At 52.8% G+C, this 20,358-nt stretch carries 16 protein-coding genes and 2 pseudogenes; 8 read left to right on the top strand and 10 right to left on the bottom strand.

From position 1 onward, the window contains the following. Positions 1-9: 9 nt before the first annotated feature. Entirely contained in the window at positions 10-1,329 is a 1,320-nt protein-coding gene (gene gltP, locus K6K13_RS07345) for a glutamate/aspartate:proton symporter GltP (protein WP_222160189.1), read from the top strand. Positions 1,330-1,393: 64 nt separating this feature from the next. On the opposite strand, the gene K6K13_RS07350 is transcribed toward gltP, so the two are convergent. Then, complete coding sequence (locus K6K13_RS07350; protein WP_222160190.1) at positions 1,394-2,734, bottom strand: anaerobic C4-dicarboxylate transporter; 1,341 nt, start codon at positions 2,732-2,734, stop codon at positions 1,394-1,396. 946 nt (positions 2,735-3,680) lie between these two features. On the opposite strand from K6K13_RS07350, the gene K6K13_RS07355 reads away from it, so the two are divergent. The 3 genes from K6K13_RS07355 to ygjG all read left to right on the top strand — a co-directional run bounded on the left by K6K13_RS07355 (position 3,681) and on the right by ygjG (position 7,143). Next, a complete protein-coding gene (locus K6K13_RS07355; RefSeq protein ID WP_222160191.1) occupies positions 3,681-3,842 on the top strand; it encodes a hypothetical protein in 162 nt (53 codons plus the stop codon). A 107-nt stretch (positions 3,843-3,949) separates the two neighbouring features. Beyond that, complete coding sequence (gene patD, locus K6K13_RS07360; protein WP_222161001.1) at positions 3,950-5,374, top strand: aminobutyraldehyde dehydrogenase; 1,425 nt, start codon at positions 3,950-3,952, stop codon at positions 5,372-5,374. 362 nt (positions 5,375-5,736) lie between these two features. Further along, positions 5,737-7,143, top strand: a complete 1,407-nt coding sequence (gene ygjG / locus K6K13_RS07365) for a putrescine aminotransferase (protein ID WP_222160192.1) — start codon at positions 5,737-5,739, stop codon at positions 7,141-7,143. Positions 7,144-7,210: 67 nt separating this feature from the next. Here ygjG and K6K13_RS07370 read toward each other — a convergent pair whose 3' ends face one another. Both K6K13_RS07370 and K6K13_RS07375 read right to left on the bottom strand, forming a co-directional pair. Then, a complete protein-coding gene (locus tag K6K13_RS07370) occupies positions 7,211-7,522 on the bottom strand; it encodes an ArsR/SmtB family transcription factor (protein ID WP_222161002.1) in 312 nt (103 codons plus the stop codon). A 104-nt stretch (positions 7,523-7,626) separates the two neighbouring features. Next, complete coding sequence (locus K6K13_RS07375; protein WP_222160193.1) at positions 7,627-8,421, bottom strand: NEL-type E3 ubiquitin ligase domain-containing protein; 795 nt, start codon at positions 8,419-8,421, stop codon at positions 7,627-7,629. An 854-nt stretch (positions 8,422-9,275) separates the two neighbouring features. On the opposite strand from K6K13_RS07375, the gene fusA reads away from it, so the two are divergent. Together fusA and mltB are read left to right on the top strand one after the other, a co-directional pair. Then, positions 9,276-11,378, top strand: coding sequence for an elongation factor G (gene fusA, locus K6K13_RS07380; RefSeq protein WP_222160194.1), 2,103 nt, complete (start codon positions 9,276-9,278; stop codon positions 11,376-11,378). Between the two features lie 176 nt (positions 11,379-11,554). Then, a complete protein-coding gene (mltB, locus tag K6K13_RS07385; RefSeq protein WP_222160195.1) occupies positions 11,555-12,700 on the top strand; it encodes a lytic murein transglycosylase B in 1,146 nt (381 codons plus the stop codon). Between the two features lie 3 nt (positions 12,701-12,703). Here mltB and K6K13_RS07390 read toward each other — a convergent pair. After that, positions 12,704-13,744 (bottom strand): annotated as a pseudogene (locus K6K13_RS07390) (glycoside hydrolase family 1 protein). Between K6K13_RS07390 and K6K13_RS07400 the strand changes: the two are divergent. Beyond that, positions 13,629-14,141 (top strand): annotated as a pseudogene (locus tag K6K13_RS07400) (LuxR C-terminal-related transcriptional regulator); the annotation flags it as partial. The pseudogenes K6K13_RS07390 and K6K13_RS07400 sit on opposite strands and share 116 nt — an antisense overlap. 9 nt (positions 14,142-14,150) lie before the next feature. Here K6K13_RS07400 and K6K13_RS07405 read toward each other — a convergent pair. Continuing rightward, positions 14,151-15,026 carry an EamA family transporter gene (locus tag K6K13_RS07405; protein ID WP_222160200.1) on the bottom strand — a complete coding sequence of 292 codons (876 nt, stop codon included), beginning with the start codon at positions 15,024-15,026 and terminating at the stop codon, positions 14,151-14,153. A gap of 82 nt (positions 15,027-15,108) precedes the next feature. On the opposite strand from K6K13_RS07405, the gene K6K13_RS07410 reads away from it, so the two are divergent. Continuing rightward, positions 15,109-15,615 (top strand): MarR family winged helix-turn-helix transcriptional regulator, encoded by a 507-nt coding sequence (locus K6K13_RS07410; protein WP_222160201.1) that lies wholly within the window; start codon positions 15,109-15,111, stop codon positions 15,613-15,615. A 28-nt stretch (positions 15,616-15,643) separates the two neighbouring features. Here the strand turns inward: K6K13_RS07410 and K6K13_RS07415 are convergent, their stop codons facing one another. Genes K6K13_RS07415 through K6K13_RS07430 form a run of 5 tightly spaced genes read right to left on the bottom strand, consistent with a single transcriptional unit; the run spans position 15,644 to position 20,358 of the window. Next, positions 15,644-16,657, bottom strand: coding sequence for a LacI family DNA-binding transcriptional regulator (locus K6K13_RS07415; protein ID WP_222160202.1), 1,014 nt, complete (start codon positions 16,655-16,657; stop codon positions 15,644-15,646). Next, on the bottom strand, positions 16,650-18,086 hold the full coding sequence (locus tag K6K13_RS07420) for an inositol monophosphatase family protein (protein ID WP_222160203.1): 1,437 nt from the start codon (positions 18,084-18,086) through the stop codon (positions 16,650-16,652). Before K6K13_RS07420 ends, K6K13_RS07415 begins: the two co-directional genes overlap by 8 nt. A 55-nt stretch (positions 18,087-18,141) precedes the next feature. Beyond that, positions 18,142-18,300 carry a hypothetical protein gene (locus tag K6K13_RS23135; protein WP_252120442.1) on the bottom strand — a complete coding sequence of 53 codons (159 nt, stop codon included), beginning with the start codon at positions 18,298-18,300 and terminating at the stop codon, positions 18,142-18,144. A gap of 15 nt (positions 18,301-18,315) precedes the next feature. Then, entirely contained in the window at positions 18,316-19,245 is a 930-nt protein-coding gene (locus K6K13_RS07425) for an ABC transporter substrate-binding protein (RefSeq protein ID WP_252120443.1), read from the bottom strand. Between the two features lie 27 nt (positions 19,246-19,272). After that, on the bottom strand, positions 19,273-20,358 hold the full coding sequence (locus tag K6K13_RS07430) for an ABC transporter ATP-binding protein (RefSeq protein ID WP_222160205.1): 1,086 nt from the start codon (positions 20,356-20,358) through the stop codon (positions 19,273-19,275).

Here is a 20,358-nt window from a genome sequence, read left to right on the forward strand (position 1 = left end):
GAATTCACTATGAAATCAATCAAAATCAGCCTTGCCTGGCAAATCCTTATTGCGCTGTTCCTTGGCATCCTTGTTGGTGCCGTGCTGCATGAAAGTCCTGATGAGCGCCAGTGGCTTATCGGTAACATTTTGAGCCCTGCCGGTGATATTTTTATCCGGTTAATCAAAATGATCGTGGTACCGATTGTGATCGCCACGCTGATTGTGGGCATCGCCGGAGTAGGGGATGCCAAGAAGCTGGGGCGTATCGGTCTTAAAACCATTGTCTATTTTGAAGTGATCACCACCTTTGCCATCATTCTTGGCATTACGCTGGCAAATCTGTTCCAACCCGGTCATGGCATCGATATGTCATCATTGACCACGGTGGACATCTCTCAATACCAAAAAACCACCGAACAGGTGCAGAGTGGGTCGCACAGTTTAGTGGCGACCGTGCTGTCACTCATTCCCTCCAACATTTTTGCCGCGATTGCCAATGGCGATATATTGCCGATTATCTTCTTTTCCGTCATGTTTGGGCTGGGGCTGTCATCGCTGCCCAAAGCGCAGCGCGATCCGTTGTTGAACGCGTTTCGCGGCGTATCGGAAACCATGTTTAAAGTCACTCACATGATCATGCGCTACGCGCCAGTTGGGGTGTTTGCGTTGATTTCGGTGACGGTAGCCAACTTCGGTTTTGCCTCATTGTGGCCGCTCGCCAAACTGGTCATTCTGGTGTATGTCGCCATTCTGTTCTTCGCGTTGGTGGTCCTGGGCGTAGTGGCTCGCTTATGCAATCTGCGGATCACCATGTTGATCCGTATTTTGAAAGATGAACTGATTCTGGCCTACTCTACCGCCAGTTCCGAAACGGTGTTGCCACGCATCATTGAAAAAATGGAAGCCTACGGCGCGCCAAAATCGATCACCAGTTTTGTGGTGCCTACGGGCTACTCGTTTAACCTGGACGGCTCCACGCTGTACCAAAGTATCGCTGCCATTTTCATTGCTCAACTCTACGGCATCGATCTTTCACTGTGGCAAGAGATTGTGCTGGTGTTAACCCTGATGCTGACCTCCAAAGGGATTGCTGGTGTGCCGGGGGTTTCGTTTGTGGTGTTGTTGGCTACTTTGGGCAGCGTGGGCATTCCGTTGGAAGGATTGGCCTTTATTGCCGGCGTGGATCGCATCATGGACATGGCGCGCACGGCGCTGAACGTGGTGGGTAATGCGCTTGCCGTCTTGGTTGTTGCGAAGTGGGAAGGGCAGTTTGATGAAGAGAAAGCCCGTGCCTACGAGCGTGAAATCAAGGGCAGTGACTCACCGCTGGTGCAGAGCAACGTTTGATTAACGCACTGGAAAGACAATGAAAAAACCGCCCGAGTTTCGGGCGTTTTTTTTATGGCAGGAATCAGAGGAAGCCGTACATGGCGGCAAATACCCAGCCAAACACACAGGATGTGGATACGCCAATCAACCCCGGCAGGATAAAGCTGTGGTTGATAACGTAACGGCCAATCTTGGTGGTACCAGAGCGGTCAAACTGGATGGCAGCCAGATCGCTGGGGTAGGTTGGCAAAATATAGTAGCCGTAGCAGGCAGGCGCTGAGGCGACGATATACGCCGGATCCACACCGATGGCTAACGCTACCGGTACGATTGCCGCCAGTGCTGCCGCCTGCGAGTTAACAAACTTCGATACCAGCAGCAAGATCAAGGCATAAGCCCACGGATACTGTTTCACCAAGGTGCCAAGCGTAGCCTTGATTTCTTCCAGATGCGCACCGAACATGGTCTCTGCCATCCAGGCAATCCCATACACTGCAACGATAGCGATCATCCCAGAGCGGAAGACTTCGTTTTTAGAGATATTGGCCGGGTTGGTTTTAGTGGCAATGATAATCACTGCGCCCGCAAACAGCATAAACATCTGGATGACCAGCACCATGGAGAGCGGCTTGCCGCCAAAACTTGGGCGCAAGTCGGCATCTGCACCGAGAATCTCTACCGCAGCAATGGCTGCCAGGAAAATCCACATGGCGACCCAGTTGCTCTTGGGCAGTTTTTTATCCAGCAGCGTAGCCGTATCACCGTAAACGTAATGCTTGTTTTCCGGCACAGAGATAAATTTCTGGAAGTCTTCATCTTTATCCAGATCTTTACCACGAAACCAACTGAAAATACCGATCGCCAGAATACCTAACAGCGTTGACGGAATGGTAATGGCCAGCAGGTCGAGAAATTCCAGATGGCGACCGTTAAAGGTAAAATTCCCCAGCATGGCGACTAACGAAACCACTGCCACGGAAACCGGGCTGGCGATAATCCCCATTTGTGCACCGATCGAACTGGCAGCCATGGGGCGTTCAGGACGGATATTATTTTTGATAGCGACATCATAAATAATGGGCAGGATGGTATACACCACATGGCCGGTACCGCAAAGAATGGTCAGGATACAGGTGACAAACGGTGCAATGATAGAAACGTATTTCGGGTTGCGGCGCAGCAAACGTTCTGCAATTTGCAACATCACATCCAACCCACCAGAAGCCTGGAGGGTGGCAGAAGCTGCAACCACCGCGATAATCACCAGCATAACGTCGACGGGCGGTGTGCCGGGTTTGAGTTTAAACACAAAGACCAGAATGACTAGCCCGATACCGCCGAGCAGGCCGAGTGCTATACCGCCTTTTCTTGCCCCGTAAAAAAGGCAGATCAGAACGATCACTAATTGTAAGATAAAATCCATAAGTACCCCATTGCTCAATATTGACGAAATATACCCGTCATACTTCAAGTTGCAGATGCGTTGGCTACATTCACTCATCCGAATCACTTACCTGAGTAAGCTCATCGGGATTCCTTCACTTGCCGCCTTTCTGCAACTCGAATTATTTAGGGTATAAATAAATTAAGTTGGCTTACTGTCGTCGTGGGTACTATAGGGATTATTGGATTATTGGATTATTGGATTATTGGATTATTGGATTATTGGATTATTGGATTATTATTTATTTGATCCATGTCTACAATTTTTTATATTTATAAATTTTAATTCAAATAAAAGAAGCAGATCCCAATAATAATTATTATTTGGTTTATTTGGTTTATTTGGTTTATTTGGTTATTTAACTCTAAAATTAATTATATTAGGGAAATTAAAACAGAGGGTGAATTTATTGCGTTAATTATCTTATTTAATGTTTACTATATTTTTCAATGTTGTTTTTAATTTGTTGTTTTAATGCTTTGCATAAGTTTGTTTTTTGCTAATAAATCGATAATGAAAAGAAATGAGGCGCTTTCCGAGATATTCATTATCGATGATAATGATTTTCAATGCCTTTAACTCTTTGGTGGTAATGGTTTTTTCATTACTGCTGCGTTGTTGCTGCAATCGCTGTGACGGTTGTCATGTTACGTTTTTTACTAAAATGCTTTTTCACCTTTATTGCGCTTTTTCTTGCCGAAAAAGAAATCCATTGTCCGCTTGTTATAGCATGTTCGGTTATTAAAAAAATTATTTACTGTCTGATTTAAGAATAACTTTAGTTAGCATGAAGAAAATATACAGGCAGTTTCTGCAAGGTTTGCCCGTTGGCTTTTGTTATCGTCGTGCTGCCATGGGCAGGCTGAGATGTTCGACTACACTTAAGGGTCAATGATGCGGCCAGTAAACAGCTGGAGAGGTTAATATGGCAGAGCAACAAATGGACGATCCTAAAGCGGTTACGGTGGGCGACGGACTGGCCAAAGTGCACGAGGCGGCAGAGCAGTTAACCGAAGAGGAGATCGACGCGCTGGCAGACGCAGCGCGTGTAGCGGCGCAAAATACCAATAAGGAACGTCCAGATTGATTGCATTGTGGTGAGCGAAAGTGGCAGGTTTTTTGCACACTTAGCATCACAATGCAGAAAAAATCCATGCAGACAACAGACTGATTTCGGGTGACGAGGACGCGATGATGCACGACAAACTGCTGATAGACGGTAAGCTCGAAGCGGGCCAGGGCACTGCGCTGGCGGTGTTCAACCCTGCGACGGGGGAAGAAATTGCACGTATACCCCAGGCAGACCTGCACCAGGTTGATGCAGCTGTGCGTGCTGCGGAAAGCGCTTTTGCGCAATGGGGGCAGACCACGCCAAAAACCCGTTCGCTGTTGCTGTTAGAACTGGCGGATGCTATTGAGCAGCATGCAGAAACCTTCGCGCGTCTTGAGTCGTTGAACTGCGGCAAACCCTATCACGCCGCATTGAATGATGAACTGCCCGCCGTGGCGGACGTTTTCCGCTTTTTCGCCGGTGCAGCAAGATGTCTGAGTGGTTCGGCCGCCGGTGAATATCTGGAAGGGCACACCTCAATGATTCGACGCGATCCCATTGGCGTAGTAGCTTCCATTGCGCCCTGGAATTACCCGTTGATGATGGCCGCCTGGAAACTGGCACCCGCGCTTGCGGCCGGTAACTGTGTGGTCTTGAAGCCTGCGGAGCAAACGCCGCTTACCACGTTCCATCTGGCCTCTTTATTGGCCGCTATTTTCCCTGCGGGAGTGGTCAACGTGGTGTTCGGTACCGGCGCGGCAATTGGCGACGCACTGACTGGGCATCCACTGGTGAATATGGTGTCGCTCACCGGTTCGATTGCAACCGGGGCACATATTTTGTCGCACACCGCCTCCAGCATTAAACGTACGCATATGGAACTGGGCGGTAAAGCGCCAGTTATCGTGTTCGATGACGCCAATATTGATCAGGTGGTGGACGGTATTCGCAGCTTTGGTTTTTATAACGCCGGGCAAGATTGCACGGCTGCCTGCCGCCTGTATGTGCAGCGTGGTATCTATGATGACGTGGTCAGCAAATTGGGTCAGGCCGTCGCCAGCCTCAATATGGGCGATCCGAACAGCGAAGACACAGAGCTCGGGCCCCTGATTACCGCCGCACAGTTGGAACGTGTCGCTAACTTTGTTGAACAGGCCAGCGCGTTGCCACATATTCAGGTCATAACCGGGGGGCAACGGGTTGACGGGCCGGGGTACTACTTCCAGCCGACCGTGCTGGCGGGCGCACAGCAGGATGATGATATCGTACAAAAAGAGGTATTTGGCCCCGTGATCTCTATTACCCCGTTCGACGATGAGGCACAAGTCGTTGCCTGGGCCAATGCCTCTGGCTACGGGCTGGCTTCCTCGGTGTGGACGCGCGACGTGGGGCGTGCGCATCGTCTGGCTGCGTGTCTGCAATATGGCTGTACCTGGGTCAATACGCACTTTATGCTGGTCAGTGAAATGCCGCACGGTGGGCAGAAACTTTCCGGTTACGGCAAAGACATGTCGATGTATGGATTAGAGGATTACACCGTCGTGCGACACATTATGATTCGTCACTGATCGTCGCGAGGTTGTGTTTCGTAAATGTTAAGGTAAGCTCTCTTTATCGGTGTTGATATCCGGCGTCAGGGGCAATCGAAGCACTGACGCTGGCGTTTTTTATGACGTTATTCAGATGCTCCATTTTGGGACGATGTGCGCGATAATGGGGCAATCATATTGTTTTTCAATATATTCTCAACCATTGGCGTTTTCGATACGGCAGTTAATTCCGATAAGCACACATAATCCCACCGCTTTATTCTTGCTGTCCTTCCAATGTAAAAATTTTGTTTCAAAGTGCGCCTTTTGACAGACAATTGGCGTGTTCTGTGCATTAATTAAATTGATATCACGTGATATCCGTTGCGAAGGAGCACAGTTTGTCCAGACTACGCACTACACTCACCCCGTTAGAGTGTTCTCAACGGGCACTACAGTGGGTCCATAAAGAGACCCTCACGCAAGAAGAAACCATTGCATTAAATCAGGAAGTGCTGAGCAACTTCCGCGATTACGTCAATCCGGGTTTTCTGAGCTACAGAAAATCTGTCACCTCTGGAGGGGACTTTGGTGCCGTAGAATGGCGCGCCAGCGGTCCGAATACGCTTGTTGATACGCAAGGAAAGGAATATCTCGACTGTCTGGGAGGGTATGGCATTTTCAACGTAGGCCATCGTAATCCCACGGTGTTGGCGGCGGTAGAGAGTCAGTTGGCCAAGCAGCCGTTACACAGTCAGGAATTGCTCGATCCGATGCGTGCCATGTTGGCGAAAACGTTGGCGGCGCTCACGCCGGGCAGTTTGCAGTACAGCTTTTTCAGCAACAGCGGCACCGAAGCGGTGGAAGCGGCGCTGAAATTGGCCAAAGCCTATCAGGCACCGCGCGGACGCTTCACCTTTATTGCCACGAGTGGCGCCTTTCACGGTAAGTCGCTAGGCGCATTATCTGCAACGGCCAAACAGGCGTTCCGGCAACCGTTTATGCCGCTGCTGCCTGGTTTCCATCATGTGCCTTTTGGTGACATTGAGGCCATGAAACAGCAGGTTGCCCTGTGTGAAAAACGTGGCGATGGTATTGCGGCGATTATCCTGGAACCGATTCAGGGTGAAGGCGGCGTTATTGTTCCTCCTGCGCACTACCTGCCAGCGGTTCGTGCACTGTGCGATGAAATTGGCGCGCTGCTGATTCTGGATGAAGTGCAAACCGGAATGGGGCGTACCGGTAAAATGTTTGCCTGTGAGCATTATGGGGTGCAGCCGGATATCCTCTGTTTGGCGAAAGCGCTGGGGGGCGGCGTGATGCCCATCGGTGCGACCGTGGCGACAGAAGCGGTCTTTTCGGTATTGTTCGATAACCCGTTCCTGCACACCACGACGTTTGGCGGCAATCCGTTGGCCTGTACCGCCGCGTTGGCGACCATCAACGTTTTGCTCACGCAGAATCTGGCGGACAGAGCTGCACAACAAGGGGCGTTTTTACTGGATGGGTTACGGCAGTTAGCTACCGAATATCCAGAACTGATTGTCGAGGTGCGCGGTTTAGGCTTACTGCAAGCGATCGAATTCAGAGAAAACGAAATTGGCTATGCCTTCGCCAGTGAGCTGTTCAAACGCGGCATTCTGGTGGCGGGTACGCTGAACAATGCCAAATCGGTCCGCATCGCACCGCCGTTAACCATTACCCATAACCAGTGTGCTCAGGTGTTGTTGCAAGCCGGTGAGGTATTGAAAAAACTGCGGGGTGCACAACCGAATGACATTCAACTTAAGGAATACGCTGTAGGGTGAAACGCTACCTTGATACGCTGAGTACTACTCATGCACGAAAGCCGGTCTGCAACCAGACCGGCTTTTTTTATGTGTCGCGCTGCTCCAGTGCGGCCAACAGCGTGTCTAACAGGCCGGGAAACCGTGCATCCAGATCTTCACGTCGCAGCGAGAGGAGATTTTCACGTCCATTAGGGCGCTGCCAGATCACGCCACTGTCGCGCAATACTCGCCAATGGTGCGACATTGTGGATTTTGCCGCGCCTTGCGAAAGTGCGCCGCAGGATTGCTCCCCCTGCTGGGCTAAAATACGCACGACTTCCAGCCGAACCGGATTACCCAAAGCCAGTAAAACGTTCTCTAATCGAATTTGCTCAGGGTCGGGATGGTGAGCGATCATAGTACTCCGCATTGATTTATCAACGGTGCCACCTGGCCGCCGTCACTGTTCGTCAGCGATCACTATAACGGGTGTATTTGATGATGTCATCCTGGCGTGTGTTTTTACACCTTATGATATTTTTCGTTTGTCCAGAATGCATTCTCAATTGCGCTTTTGAGTTGATGCTCAGAAAAGAAATCAGCAATGAGCGCCCGATCAATCTTGAGCTGTATTTTGTTTAATACTATTTTCCCCGCATTTTCTTCAGCATCTGGTATGCCTTTTAATAGGCTCTTTCGCAGTAAATCATCAATGCGGCCTTGATATTCAAACTCCAGCATGTAGTACCTTCGTTCTTGCGCCGCGTGTTTTTTTTCCGGCGCCAGTCGTTCAATTAATGTATGTAACGGTTCCCACTGCGCTAGCCAAGAAGGGAATTGAATGTTTTCATTTCTTTTAATGGTTTTCTCCGCAGCGTTCAGGTCTTCTGATGAAATATTTGCGCAAATAAAACTGTGCATGTCTGGTGCGAAGTGTTGTAGGTCTAACGCGCTGTGCAATTGGGTTTGGAAGCCGAGGTAAACTTCAATTTCATCGACGTTAGGGTGATGCTTCATATGTTGATTGGCAATCATAGTTAATTGTCGGGTGCGATAAACGCGTCTGGCTACTGTAATCAACGCATCCAATTGGGTGTCATATTTACCCTTGTTAATGTCGTCAATAATCATAACTTGCTGCATCTGATTGTAAGTAAACAGGGTTTTGTCGTTGCAACTGGTGGTTCCGTCCAAGGCGATAGCAAACAAGGTTTCTGCTAACGAGGGAGATAACACAATATTGTCAAGAAATGCACCGATATGCTGTTTAAACTCAGAAGAGTGAGTAACGACATTACAGGCTCTGAGTTTGCTCAAAAATTGGGAGAATTAGTCACTGTTGCTGTTCTGAGAGATCCTCTTCCAATGTTCCAGTTTGCTTATGTTTGGTTGTGATACCAGTGGTTTACTGTTTAAATCTTCTGGCGTATACCAATGGGGGATCTCTGTAAGCAAACGTTTATTCTCTGTGGCGGTATTTACCTCTGATGGAAAGTAATTTAACTGTGGCTGGAAAAGTATTCTGATTATATCGGCTGTGGTGTTTTCTGCATTTCCAGGAAGGAGGGTTCGGGGCGTTCTGGATATTTCACTGCCTAGCTCTGAGAGATTTCCTGTATATAGGGGGTTATACTGTAGTTGAAGATAATCATTTTGTGCGCGAGCTACTCTCGTCAAAAAAAAACCGGCGATGATGGGATGTCTATTACGCCATCTGGAATCTGATGTGAACGTGGGATGATCCGCTGATTTATTAATATTAGTGTATGGCATGGTGATATCCTATCGATTAAAGAATTAATATCTGTTTTTTTATTGTGATGTCTTGCATATTTCAATTTAGTTTTAATCATAAATAAAAATTATTATTAATACTTTTGTTTATATTATGGTTTTTATAAAAAGCGTTTCGAGTTAGGGGCGTTTTTTGTAACAAAAACGCATCATTGATTGCAGGGATTGTTGACGAAGCGTAGGCTGCAAGCAGGTATCACTCGCTGTGTATCGACGTACGACAGAGTGGGGTTGGGCAATCTATTGAATAACATTTTCAAAAAAATATTTCGAATATACTCGAACAGTTGTACTATAATCGTCGCCGTTATCAATCTGGGTTCTCCCTGCGACAGTTCACTGCCACGTCCGAACCCCTTCGTTATTAAGGACACATCATGGCTCGTACAACGTCTATTGACCGTTACCGCAACATTGGCATCTCTGCGCACATTGACGCGGGGAAAACCACTACCACGGAGCGCATCCTGTTTTACACCGGGATGAGCCATAAGCTGGGTGAAGTGCATGACGGTGCGGCCACGACTGACTGGATGGCGCAGGAGCAGGAACGCGGGATCACCATTACCTCTGCGGCAGTAACCTGTTTTTGGCCGGGGATGGACAACCGTTTTCCTCAGCATCGTATCAACATCATCGACACGCCGGGGCACGTGGATTTCACTATCGAGGTAGAACGCTCGATGCGCGTGCTCGACGGTGCGGTGATGGTGTATGACGCCGTGGGCGGCGTTCAGCCACAATCGGAAACCGTCTGGCGTCAGGCCAACAAGTATCGGGTTCCGCGACTGGCTTTCGTGAATAAAATGGACCGCGCCGGTGCCGATTTTTTCCGCGTGCGTCAGATGATGGTTGAGCGCCTGAAGGCCAATCCCGTGCCGATCGTCGTGCCTATCGGCAGCGAAGAACATTTCAGCGGCGTGGTGGATTTGGTGAAGATGCGTGCCATTTTCTGGGATGATGCTACCCAGGGGATGACCTTTAGCTACCAACCCATCCCGGCCGATCTCGTAGAAACGGCGCAGGTATGGCGTGAGCAGATGGTGTCTGCGGCGGCGGAAGCTTCCGAGACGTTGATGGACCGCTATCTTGAGCGGGGCGATCTGAGCGAGGCCGAGATCGTAGAAGGTTTGCGTCTGCGTACCATTGCCGGTGAGATTCAGCCCATGCTGTGTGGCAGTGCGTTCAAAAACAAAGGGGTGCAGCGTCTGCTGGATGCCATTGTGGAACTGATGCCTTCACCGCTGGATATTCCGGCGGTACAGGGTGTGGATGAGCAGGGGGCGTCAGCGGAACGTCATGCCGATGATCAAGAAGCGTTCTCGGCATTGGCATTCAAACTGATGAGTGACCCGTATGTCGGTCAATTGACTTTTGTGCGCGTTTATTCGGGCGTGCTGAGCAAAGGCGATAGCGTCTATAACCCGGTGAAGGGCAAACGGGAGCGTATTGGCCGTATCGTACAAATGCATGCCAATACGCGCCACGAAGTGGATGAGATTCGCGCTGGGGATATCGCTGCGTGTGTCGGGCTCAAGGATGTCACGACCGGTGATACCTTGTCCGATCCCGATGCCGTTATCACCTTGGAACGTATGGTTTTCCCAGAGCCAGTGATCGCGTTGGCGATTGAACCTAAAACCAAGGGCGATCAGGAAAAGATGGCGCTGGCCTTACAACGTTTAGCGGCAGAAGACCCGTCGTTGCGCCTGAAAACGGACGAAGAGTCAGGTCAGACCCTCATTGCGGGTATGGGGGAACTGCATCTGGAGATTATCGTTGATCGCATGCGACGTGAATTCGGCGTGGAAGCGAACGTCGGCCGGCCGCAGGTGACGTATCGCGAAACGATACGTCAGACGGTAACGGACGTAGAAGGCAAGTTTGTGCGCCAATCCGGCGGTAAAGGGCAGTATGGCCATGTGGTGCTGTCATTGGAACCGTTGGCTGCCGGTGCCGGGTTCACTTTTGTGGATGCTACCAAGGGCGGCGTAGTGCCGCGTGAATACATCCCTTCCGTGGAAAAAGGGGGGCGGGAAGCCATGAACAACGGCGTGTTGGCGGGCTATCCGCTGGTGGATGTGAAAGTCACGCTGACGTTTGGTTCCTATCATGAAGTGGACTCGTCAGAAATGGCGTTCCGCATGGCGGCGATCTTTGGCTTCAAAGAGGGGGTAAAACGCGCGCATCCGGTGATTTTGGAACCGATGATGCAGGTGGAAGTCGAAACACCAGAACCTTACGCCGGTAACGTGATGGGCGATTTATCGTCACGGCGTGGCATGGTGCAAGGCATGGAAGAACGGCTGGGTGACCGGGTCATTCGCGCAGAGGTGCCGTTGTCAGAGATGTTCGGCTATGCCACCACGCTGCGTTCCATGACGCAAGGGCGCGCTACCTTTACCATGGAGTTCAAGCATTACGCTGAAGCACCGCGCAATGTGATGGAGGCGATTATTACGTCGCGCGCCAAAGCCTGAGGTTTATCCAGGCATTCGTAAGCAACCCCGGCAAATGTTGCCGGGGTTTTTCTTTTTTTGCATGCATCACGACAGACAAAGTACCGCACTGTTTCATTTCGATATTTCTGTTTTTTCATACCGAGCTTTGGCTTACCATAGATGTATCCTATCATTTGGCGTTAAATGGCTTTCTGATGCGTTATTTGGCTGTTGTGTTACCTCTGCTGCTGGCTGCCTGTAGCAGCCAGACTTCTGCCCCCTCGGCGGCGGATCCTGCCACCCAACCGCCGGTATCCGGTGGCTTTTTGTTGCAACCTGAGCATACCGGACCACTGCAACAGGGCGATTTTGTATTCAACAAAGAAACTGACCGTTTTGTTGCGCGAATGGTGCAAGAGCACGGGTTCGATCGCCAGCAATTGCACGATGTCCTGATACAGGCCAAGAAGCTCGATTGGGTGATTCGCTTGATGGATCAGCAAGCGCCGGTCTCTGCCGGTGGACCGCCGACGCCAAACGGTGCCTGGGTGCGTTATCGCAGCAAGTTCATTACGCCGGATAATGTGCAAAATGGGGTGATATTCTGGAATCAATACAGCGACGCCCTACAACGCGCCTGGCAGACCTATGGTGTGCCGCCCGAGATCATCGTCGGTATTATTGGCGTGGAAACCCGTTGGGGACGGGTAATGGGAAAAACCCGTATTATCGACGCCTTGGCCACGCTGGCGTTTGCCTATCCGCGCCGTGCCGACTATTTTGCCGGGGAGCTGGAAACTTTCCTGCTGATGGCGCGTAAAGAGGGGGACGATCCGCTTTCGCTTAAAGGCTCCTATGCGGGTGCCATGGGGTACGGTCAGTTTATGCCATCATCGTTTAAGCAGTATGCCGTCGATTTTAACGGTGACGGGCATATCAATTTATGGGATCCGGTTGATGCTATCGGCAGTGTGGCCAACTATTTCAAGGCGCACGGCTGGACTGCCGGTGCCGAGGTGGCAGTCCCGACACAAGGACAGGTGCCTAACACCTGGGACAGTGGTTTCAAAACGCGTTATCCGGTGGCGACGCTGACAGCGGCCGGGCTGCGTACTGCCCAACCGCTGATTGGTTATACCGAGGTCAGTTTGCTGCGTTTGGATATGGGCAACCAATTCCAATACTGGTTCGGCTTGCCGAATTTCTTCACCATCACCCGTTATAACCACAGCGTCCATTATGCCATGGCGGTGTGGCAACTGGGGCTGGCAGTGAAGCAGGCCAGCCAGGGCAACGCCGTACCGGCGATGCCCACGCGCCAGCCAGCCAGTGGGTCGCAGCCCAGCCTGCGCTGGGAATAAACCTCACTCAGGGGCGTTGCCGTTATTGCGGATCAACGCCTGATACCAATAGAAGCTGTCCTTCTTGATGCGTGTTAACGGGGTGGGATCGAACTCACCCCGATCGATATAGACAAAGCCGTAGCGCTTCTTGAAACCATCGCTTGAACTGAGCACATCGATAAAGGTCCAGGGGTTGTAGGAGAGAACGTGTGCGCCGTCCTGAATGGCGAGACGCATCTGTTCAATGTGATCGCGAATATAGGCAATGCGGTATTCGTCGTGCACCTGACCGTCTGCCGTGAGTTCATCCCGTGTACCCAACCCATTTTCTGTCACCATCAGCGGCAGTCGATAGCGTTCGTGCAGTTCACGAAAGGCCAGTCGAAAGCCGATCGGATCGATCTGCCAGCCATATTCCGTCGCCTTCAGGTGGGGGTTCTTTTCGCGCTGATAGTAACCTGGGATCACAGACGCCAAACGATCGCCAGTGGCGTCTTTGATGCGTTCAATCTCCTGTGCGGTGATGTTTGCCGGACAGGCGCTGGCAACGTTGGTGCGATAGTAGTTAAAGGCGATGAAATCCGGCGCATGCTGGCGCAGGTAGGCAAAATCACCGTCTTCCACCTGCGGCTACCAGCCGTGCTGTTGTAAAAATGCGGTGTAGTAACCGGGATAGTCGCCATAGCAATGTACGTGCAGCATGGCGTGGTTGCGCAGATCGTGGTTCTGACGCGCGGCTAACACATCTTCTGGGCGTGGTGATGCCGGATAGATAGGCACATAGGAGACCGCCGGACCGATCTTCGCCTGTGGCAGCAGTTCATGACAGGCCTCGATCGCCTTGGCGGTCGCCAGAAACATGTGGTGGTTCATTTGATAGCGACGTCGATCGGCCTCGTTGGCATCCAGACCCTGCAATCCCATGAGCACATCCACTGACAGCATCGGTATGGAGGCGCTCAGCCTCGCCAATCGTGATTCACCCGATATTATTTTGCTCGACCTCAATATGAAAGGGTTGAGCGGATTGGATACGCTGCACGCGCTGCGGCGTGATGGCATCTGTGCGCGCATTATCGTGCTGACCGTGTCGGATTCACCGGGCGATATATACGCGCTGGTGGATGCAGGGGCTGATGGGTATCTGCTTAAAGACAGCGCGCCGGAGAGCCTGTTGGCGGCAATCCGTAACGGCGATGCCTTCAGCGAACAGGTGAAAGCGGTTTTACAAAACCGCATGGCGATGCAAGAGATCCCTTCGCCGTTTACCGTACTCACTGAGTGTGAGCTGGATGTGCTTCAGGAGGTGGCATCGGGGTTGTCCAACAAGCAAATTGCCTCTGCGCTGTTTATTTCGGAAGAGACCGTGAAGGTGCATATCCGAAATATCTTGCGTAAGTTGAACGTGAGTTCGCGCGTGGCAGCTACCGTGCTGTATCTGCAAACGCGCGGTTTATGACATCAGGGGTCAGATCTTGGGTTTTTTGGAAAGCGCCCACTGGATCGACAATACGCTCAGCATCACGATAATCAGCCCGGGCAATGCCATTCCCTGAATGCGTTGCCCGAGAAATACCCACCCCAGCACCACGGCCGTGACCGGGCTCAGCAGGCTCATTGCCGACACTGCCACCGGCGAAAGACGGCGAATGCCGCGAAACCACAGCGCGTAGGCCAGCATCGCCCCTGCTACGCACAGCCACACATAACCGGCAATCTGCGTGGCCGTTAGCACCGGTAGCGGCGGATCGACCAGCAGCGCTACCGGCAATAAAAACATTCCGCCGAGCAGTAACTGCCATCCGGTCAATGCCATCACTGGCATCGAGAGCGACCAACGCCGCGACAGCCAGGTGCCTAACGCCATGCTGACTGCGCCGAGAAACGCTGCGCCGATCCCGATGGTATCGACGGTTGTCTGCGGTGAAAGCAGCAGCATCGCCATGCCGATAATGCCGGCAAAGGCCGCCAGAACGGCGGTTAACGGAGATCGCTGTCGATCAATTCCCCACGCCAGCAGCATCACCAGCAGCGGCTGTATCGCGCCGATAACGGCGGCCAAACCGCCCGGTAAACGGTAGGCAGCGACAAACAACAGCGCCTGGAACGCGCCGATATTGAGGATGCCGGTGACGATCAGCTTCCACCATTCATGGCGCAATGGAACATGGCGACACCAGAGCAGCAGAGCACATCCCGCAGGCAGCACACGCAGCAGCGCGGCGATAAAGGGTCTGTCAGGCGGCAAAAACTGCGTGGTAACAATATAGGTTGTTCCCCAAATCGTGGGTGCCAGCGCGGTGAGCAGCAGATCGAAAAGGGGATAACGTGACAAAAAGGTCATGATTTTATCTTTGCTTCAAGCTAAATTAGTGAGCAAAGTATGCAATGATAATTATCTTTATATCAAGATAAATGAGCGAGTGATGACAAAAAAAACGCAGGCGGATGCCGTCGATCGAATTTTAGAACAGTGGCGGCGTGAACGCCCGGATCTGGATTGCAGCCCGATGGGGCCCATCGGCCGCCTGAAGCGCTGTGCGCTGTTGTTGGAACCGCGTGTGGACGAGGCCTTCGTGGAGCACGGGCTGGTACGCTGGGAGTTTGATATGCTCGCCACACTGCGGCGCGCTGGTGCGCCGTTTGTGCTGTCACCCACCCAGCTGTTTTCCACCCTGATGATCACCTCTGGCACCATCACCCACCGGCTGAAAGCGTTGGAAAAACGTGCATTCATTTCACGTTTGCCCAATCCGGAGGATGCGCGCAGCATGCTGGTGGCGTTGACGCCACAAGGTCGCGCGGTGATCGACCGCGCTGTCGAAACCCATATCGAAAACGAGCGGCAACTGCTGTCCGGGCTATCTGTGGCACAGCGCCAGCAGTTGAATGAGGCGCTATCCACCTTGATGCGCCTGTTGGAAGACGAGTAACCCTCTCTGTCCTCGAAGCCGTCAACACCTAGCCTAAGGTACTGCGCCGTACGAGAAGGGCGTTGAACACGCGTCGGGACGGTGTTTCCGTTGTCGGCGCGATCACCAGTTGGCACGCGGCTTCCGCCATCTCAGCCAAAGGCTGAGCGAAAGTGGTCAAGCCATAGCCCAGCCAACTGGCCTGTTCGATATCATCGAAGCCAATGATACTGATATCTTCTGGAATCCGCAGGCCAAACTCATGCCGAGCGGCGTCGATAAAACCGCAGGCAATCAGATCGGTGACACAAAACACCCCGTCCGGATGCGCTTCTGTACTTAACAACGCGCGCGCGGCGGTAACGCCAGTAAGATAACTGGCGCTGCCTGGTTGGGTCAGCGTGACGTTAATCCCTCGTTCGGCTGCCGCATCGAGAAAGCGCGTTTCGCGCAATACCATGCTGGGAGAACGTGCCGATGACGATACCAACGCAATCTGCTGACAGCCAGCAGTGAGCAACAAGTCTAACGCATCAGCCATTGTCGAGCGGTAGTCAATCTCAATATTGTCTGCCCCCTCAAACTGTCCCATACGGTTAATCAAAATCACCTGTTGTCCGCTTTGCAGGCAGGTTTCAATTAGCGTACCCGGCGGTTTCCCTGACAATACAATCGTCGCCGTCGAACGATAATTCAGGGTTTGTTGCACGGCCTCTCTGACACTCTCTTCACCGTCGTCGGTGTTGATCACCATCACTGCGCGTCCGGCATGGTTCAAACGACGGGTGAGGTGCTCCAACAGGCTGGCCTGGTAAGGTGCCGCCAGATTACCGCCAAGAATACACACCGGGCGACTGGCCTCTTTGGAGAGGCCGCGAGCCAGATGATTAACGTGATAGTTAAGCGTTTGTGCGGCGGCCAGGACTTTGCGCCGCGTCTCTGCCGAGACGCTGCTGCCCGGTGTGAAGGTGCGCGATACCGCTGAACGCGATACGCCAGCCAGTTGCGCGACTTCAGCGGCGCTGGAAAATCCGCTGTTTTTGCTGTAGCTGCTCTCACTCATCGTGCCATTCCGTTGCAATCAACGCTTTTTCACGCAGGATGGCATGTTCAGCCAGACGCGTCAGCGACGGCTTCGGCGTTTCAAACCATTCATCCGGGTGTAGCTGACGTTTCTCCCGAATCAGCGCGATGGCATCGTCAAGCGTCGGGTAACGTTCCGGACATTCGAGGTGCATAAACAGCGCGACCAGCGCCACGGAGCGGCTGCGTCCGCCGCGACAGTTGACCAGAATATTGCCCCGACGGCGGTTGCGATAAGACGGTTTATCGGGAATTTGCTGTAACAGCGCGGAGCGCATCAACTGATAGCCGGCGTGCAGCATCGCTGGCGCATTGCCTTCGCCATCAATCAGTCCGAGTTTGTAATAGCGAACCGGTCCGGCACCGTGGGAAAGCAGATGGGTATCCGGTGTTGCTTCCTGGGTAGTTACCCAATCGATATCGAGATTCACCGCGCAATTGATCACGATGCCGATATCGTGTTCGGCCAGCAGCGCGGCGTCACAGACACCGCTGGCACCGCCGATGTAGATATCCATGCCCCAGCCGGGGAAGTTTTCGCTAATCAGACTGAGGGGGGGACGCGGGTATACCGGCGTGGCTGAAGACGTTGGTGTAGGCGTGACCGCTTCGCGTGCTAACGGAATGCTGGCGGCGCGTGCCAACGCTGCGGCAACGCCCGGCGCCGCCGCCAGTACCGGCAGGCCGTTATACAAGCCGGTAGCATCCTGAGGGATGATTCCGGTTTCTCCTCCTGCTTCGCGCACCAGCAGCAATCCCGCCAAACAGTCCCAGGCGTTCATGTGGATTTCCACATAGCCATCAGTGCGGCCTTCCGCAACCCATGCCAGCGCCAGTGCACCCGAGCCACCACGGCGGATGCTGGCTCCCAGATTGAGTAGAGCGGCCATCACGTCCAGATAGCGGCGCTGGCTGTGACGTGCAGACCACCCGAGTTCAAAAGAGGCCAACTGCGTGTCCGCGATAGCGGTGCAGCGCAGCGGTTGGTCGTTTTTCACGGCGTAATGTCCACGGCGTGTCAGATAGAGTTCCTGACTGACCGGGTTATAGATGGCGCCCAGTTCGGTGATGCCGCGATAAACCCAGGCGATGCACACGCAGAAATGGGCGATCCCGCGCGCAAAGTTGGCGGTACCATCAATCGGGTCGACAACCCACAAACTCGCTGTATTGCTGGGTTGGCGCGCTGACTCTTCACCCAGTACCAAATCGCCGGGGAAGGCTGCGCCAAGCTCCCGTAGAATCAGGGCTTCTACCAGCGTGTCTGCTTCGGTCAGGATATCCTGATGGCCCTTGAGTTCATACTCCCCCGCTTTGCGTGAACGAAAATAACGCAGGGCGGTATCACCCGCGTCCAGAATGATGCGTTTTAATGCCGCTTCGCGCTGCTCAATGTAGATGTTGGTCAACGTAATCTGCCTGTTTAAAAGTGAAAAGGGGCGATGCCACGGTCTGAGTCAAACCTTATTTCTTGTAGTTCAGGCTCCAGATATCTTGCCAATCCTGACGGTTTTTCCAGTCCTCTTTAGCCGTGTCTGTCAGGTATTCCATCAATTCTGAACGGTGCTTTTCGATTCCAGAGGCTTCGTTGGCAGGCAGTGAGACTGTCTGGTTGGTGGACATTTTGCCATCGACGCTCTACGGCTCAATCCCTTCGGCGGTCAGCAAATAGTGGACAAACAGTTTGGCAGCGTTAGTGCTGTGGCTGCCGGTGGCGATCACTCCCAGACTGGGGTAATTCCAGCCGATAAATGGTTTGAGTCCGTTACACAACCCCAGCTTCATCCCTTGTTGGTTATCACGGAATTTCGCGGTTGAAACCAGACCGACAAAATCGGCGCTTCCATCCGGTGCGCCAATGGCTGAGGCTGCATCATTATCGGAGTGGGTGAGCAACACGCTGTTTCCTGCCAGCGCTTTAACAAACGCCGCGGTGGCAGATTTCTCATTGGTTTGCAGCGGCTTACCGAATTGCTGTTGATACGCCTCGCGAATTTGCTGGTCGTAGTGGGTTTCCATCTGGCTGAACCAGTCGGTGTAGGCGGGTTTGCCGGTCGGGTCCTGCATCGCTACCTTGCCTCGCCACTCAGGTTGGGTGAGCTGCCAGATATTGGTGACGGGGCAGGTGGTGTGACGCGCGGTATTGTAGGCAAATACGTTGGGTGCCAGCACCACGGTTAACGGGTTTTGATACCGGGCGGCGATGTTGCCTTGCAGGCCATCCGGCACCCAGCTTTGCACATAGCCTTTACTGAGCAACTGCGTGATGGCCGCCGGCGTATCTTCCACGATGGCGACATCGGCCCTGACGTTTTTGGCTTGTGCTTCGCGACTGATAATTTCAATGATCTGCGGCGCGTCGGCTTTCACGCCGGTGGCTTTAAGTCCGTACTTTTCGCTAAAGGCTTTAGCCTGCTGCACGATTTTACCGGTTGACGCATAAACTGTTAATGGGTTCTCTTGCCGTGCGGCGGCGATCAGGGCTTGCACGTCGGCGGTTTCAGCATGGGTTAACGGGCTGCTTAACAAGGTGCTGGTGACCAACAGTGCAGTGAATGTGCGCTTCATCGTGACTCCTGATAATAAGTAAGGGGGTTACTGGGCGGCTATCTCGTGGCGCAGCCCATGGCGATTGAAAAAGTGCAGCGAGTGGGATGGCAATTGGCAGAACACTTGCTGATGGGGCTGCCAGCGTGGCCGCAGTTGCGTCGAATGGAACAACCGATCGTTGCCGGTGACCAGTTCAATGATCCAACTGCCGCCGGTAGGCATTATGTTATCGATGGTCATGGCAACGCCGTTATTGCCTGCCTCCGCGCTGAGGACAATCTCTTCGGGTCGGATACCGCACAGCTCGGCGTGCTCGCTGTCGTGCAGGGAAAAACGGTGGTGCAGATGCTGCGCTAAATGGCTCAACGGCGGGTGTAGCGGGATCATATTGAGCTTGGGCGTGCCAATAAATTCGGCAACAAAGCGGTTGGTGGGGGCAGCATAGATTTGATCCGGGGTGCCTACCTGCTGCATCTGCCCGGCGCTCATCACCGCGATGGTTGTCGCCAGGGTCATCGCCTCCCACTGATCGTGACTGACAAACACGATGGTGGTGCCGAAGGTTTCGTGTAAGCGGCGCAATTCGGCCCGCATTTCCAAACGCAACGTGGCGTCCAGATTTGAGAGCGGCTCATCAAGCAGCAGCACGCCAGGATTAACCGCCAGCATGCGCGCCAGGGCGACGCGCTGCTGCTGTCCACCGGAGAGCTGCGCCGGATAGCGTTTGGCATAATCCGCGATGCGTAATTTTTCCATCACGTCCTGAGTGCGTGCGATACGCGCTTGCGCCGGGACTTTCTGTAAACGCAGACCAAAATCGACATTCTGCTCGACTGTCATATGGGGCCAGAGCGCGTAGCTCTGAAACACCAGACCGATACCGCGTTTTTCAGGTGGGACATAAATACCCTGCGTGACGGAATCGACAACCTTGTCGCCGATGACAATCTCCCCGCCGCTGGCATGCTCAATCCCGGCTATCATGCGCAAAATGGTGGTTTTGCCGCAGCCAGACGGCCCGAGCAAGCACATAAATTCACCGTCGTTAACGGTCAGACTGATGTTGTTTACTGCCGGACTATCGCTGCCGGCGTAGGTTTTGGTGAGATGAGACAACTGGATGGAAGGCAT

The sequence above is a fragment of the Symbiopectobacterium purcellii genome, assembly GCF_019797845.1.
Lineage (GTDB): Bacteria > Pseudomonadota > Gammaproteobacteria > Enterobacterales > Enterobacteriaceae > Symbiopectobacterium > Symbiopectobacterium purcellii.

What these genes read in the sequence shown, in the direction of transcription:
- fusA (WP_222160194.1), top strand. Translation starts at nt 9,276, where the DNA reads ATGGCTCGTACAACGTCTATTGACCGTTACCGCAACATTGGCATCTCT.
- K6K13_RS07430 (WP_222160205.1), bottom strand. Translation starts at nt 20,358, where the DNA reads ATGCCTTCCATCCAGTTGTCTCATCTCACCAAAACCTACGCCGGCAGC.
- K6K13_RS07415 (WP_222160202.1), bottom strand. Translation starts at nt 16,657, where the DNA reads ATGAGTGAGAGCAGCTACAGCAAAAACAGCGGATTTTCCAGCGCCGCT.
- K6K13_RS07370 (WP_222161002.1), bottom strand. Translation starts at nt 7,522, where the DNA reads ATGATCGCTCACCATCCCGACCCTGAGCAAATTCGATTAGAGAACGTT.
- K6K13_RS07405 (WP_222160200.1), bottom strand. Translation starts at nt 15,026, where the DNA reads ATGACCTTTTTGTCACGTTATCCCCTTTTCGATCTGCTGCTCACCGCG.
- K6K13_RS07410 (WP_222160201.1), top strand. Translation starts at nt 15,109, where the DNA reads ATGACAAAAAAAACGCAGGCGGATGCCGTCGATCGAATTTTAGAACAG.
- K6K13_RS23135 (WP_252120442.1), bottom strand. Translation starts at nt 18,300, where the DNA reads ATGTCCACCAACCAGACAGTCTCACTGCCTGCCAACGAAGCCTCTGGA.
- mltB (WP_222160195.1), top strand. Translation starts at nt 11,555, where the DNA reads ATGCGTTATTTGGCTGTTGTGTTACCTCTGCTGCTGGCTGCCTGTAGC.
- K6K13_RS07355 (WP_222160191.1), top strand. Translation starts at nt 3,681, where the DNA reads ATGGCAGAGCAACAAATGGACGATCCTAAAGCGGTTACGGTGGGCGAC.
- K6K13_RS07350 (WP_222160190.1), bottom strand. Translation starts at nt 2,734, where the DNA reads ATGGATTTTATCTTACAATTAGTGATCGTTCTGATCTGCCTTTTTTAC.
- gltP (WP_222160189.1), top strand. Translation starts at nt 10, where the DNA reads ATGAAATCAATCAAAATCAGCCTTGCCTGGCAAATCCTTATTGCGCTG.
- K6K13_RS07425 (WP_252120443.1), bottom strand. Translation starts at nt 19,245, where the DNA reads ATGAAGCGCACATTCACTGCACTGTTGGTCACCAGCACCTTGTTAAGC.
- patD (WP_222161001.1), top strand. Translation starts at nt 3,950, where the DNA reads ATGCACGACAAACTGCTGATAGACGGTAAGCTCGAAGCGGGCCAGGGC.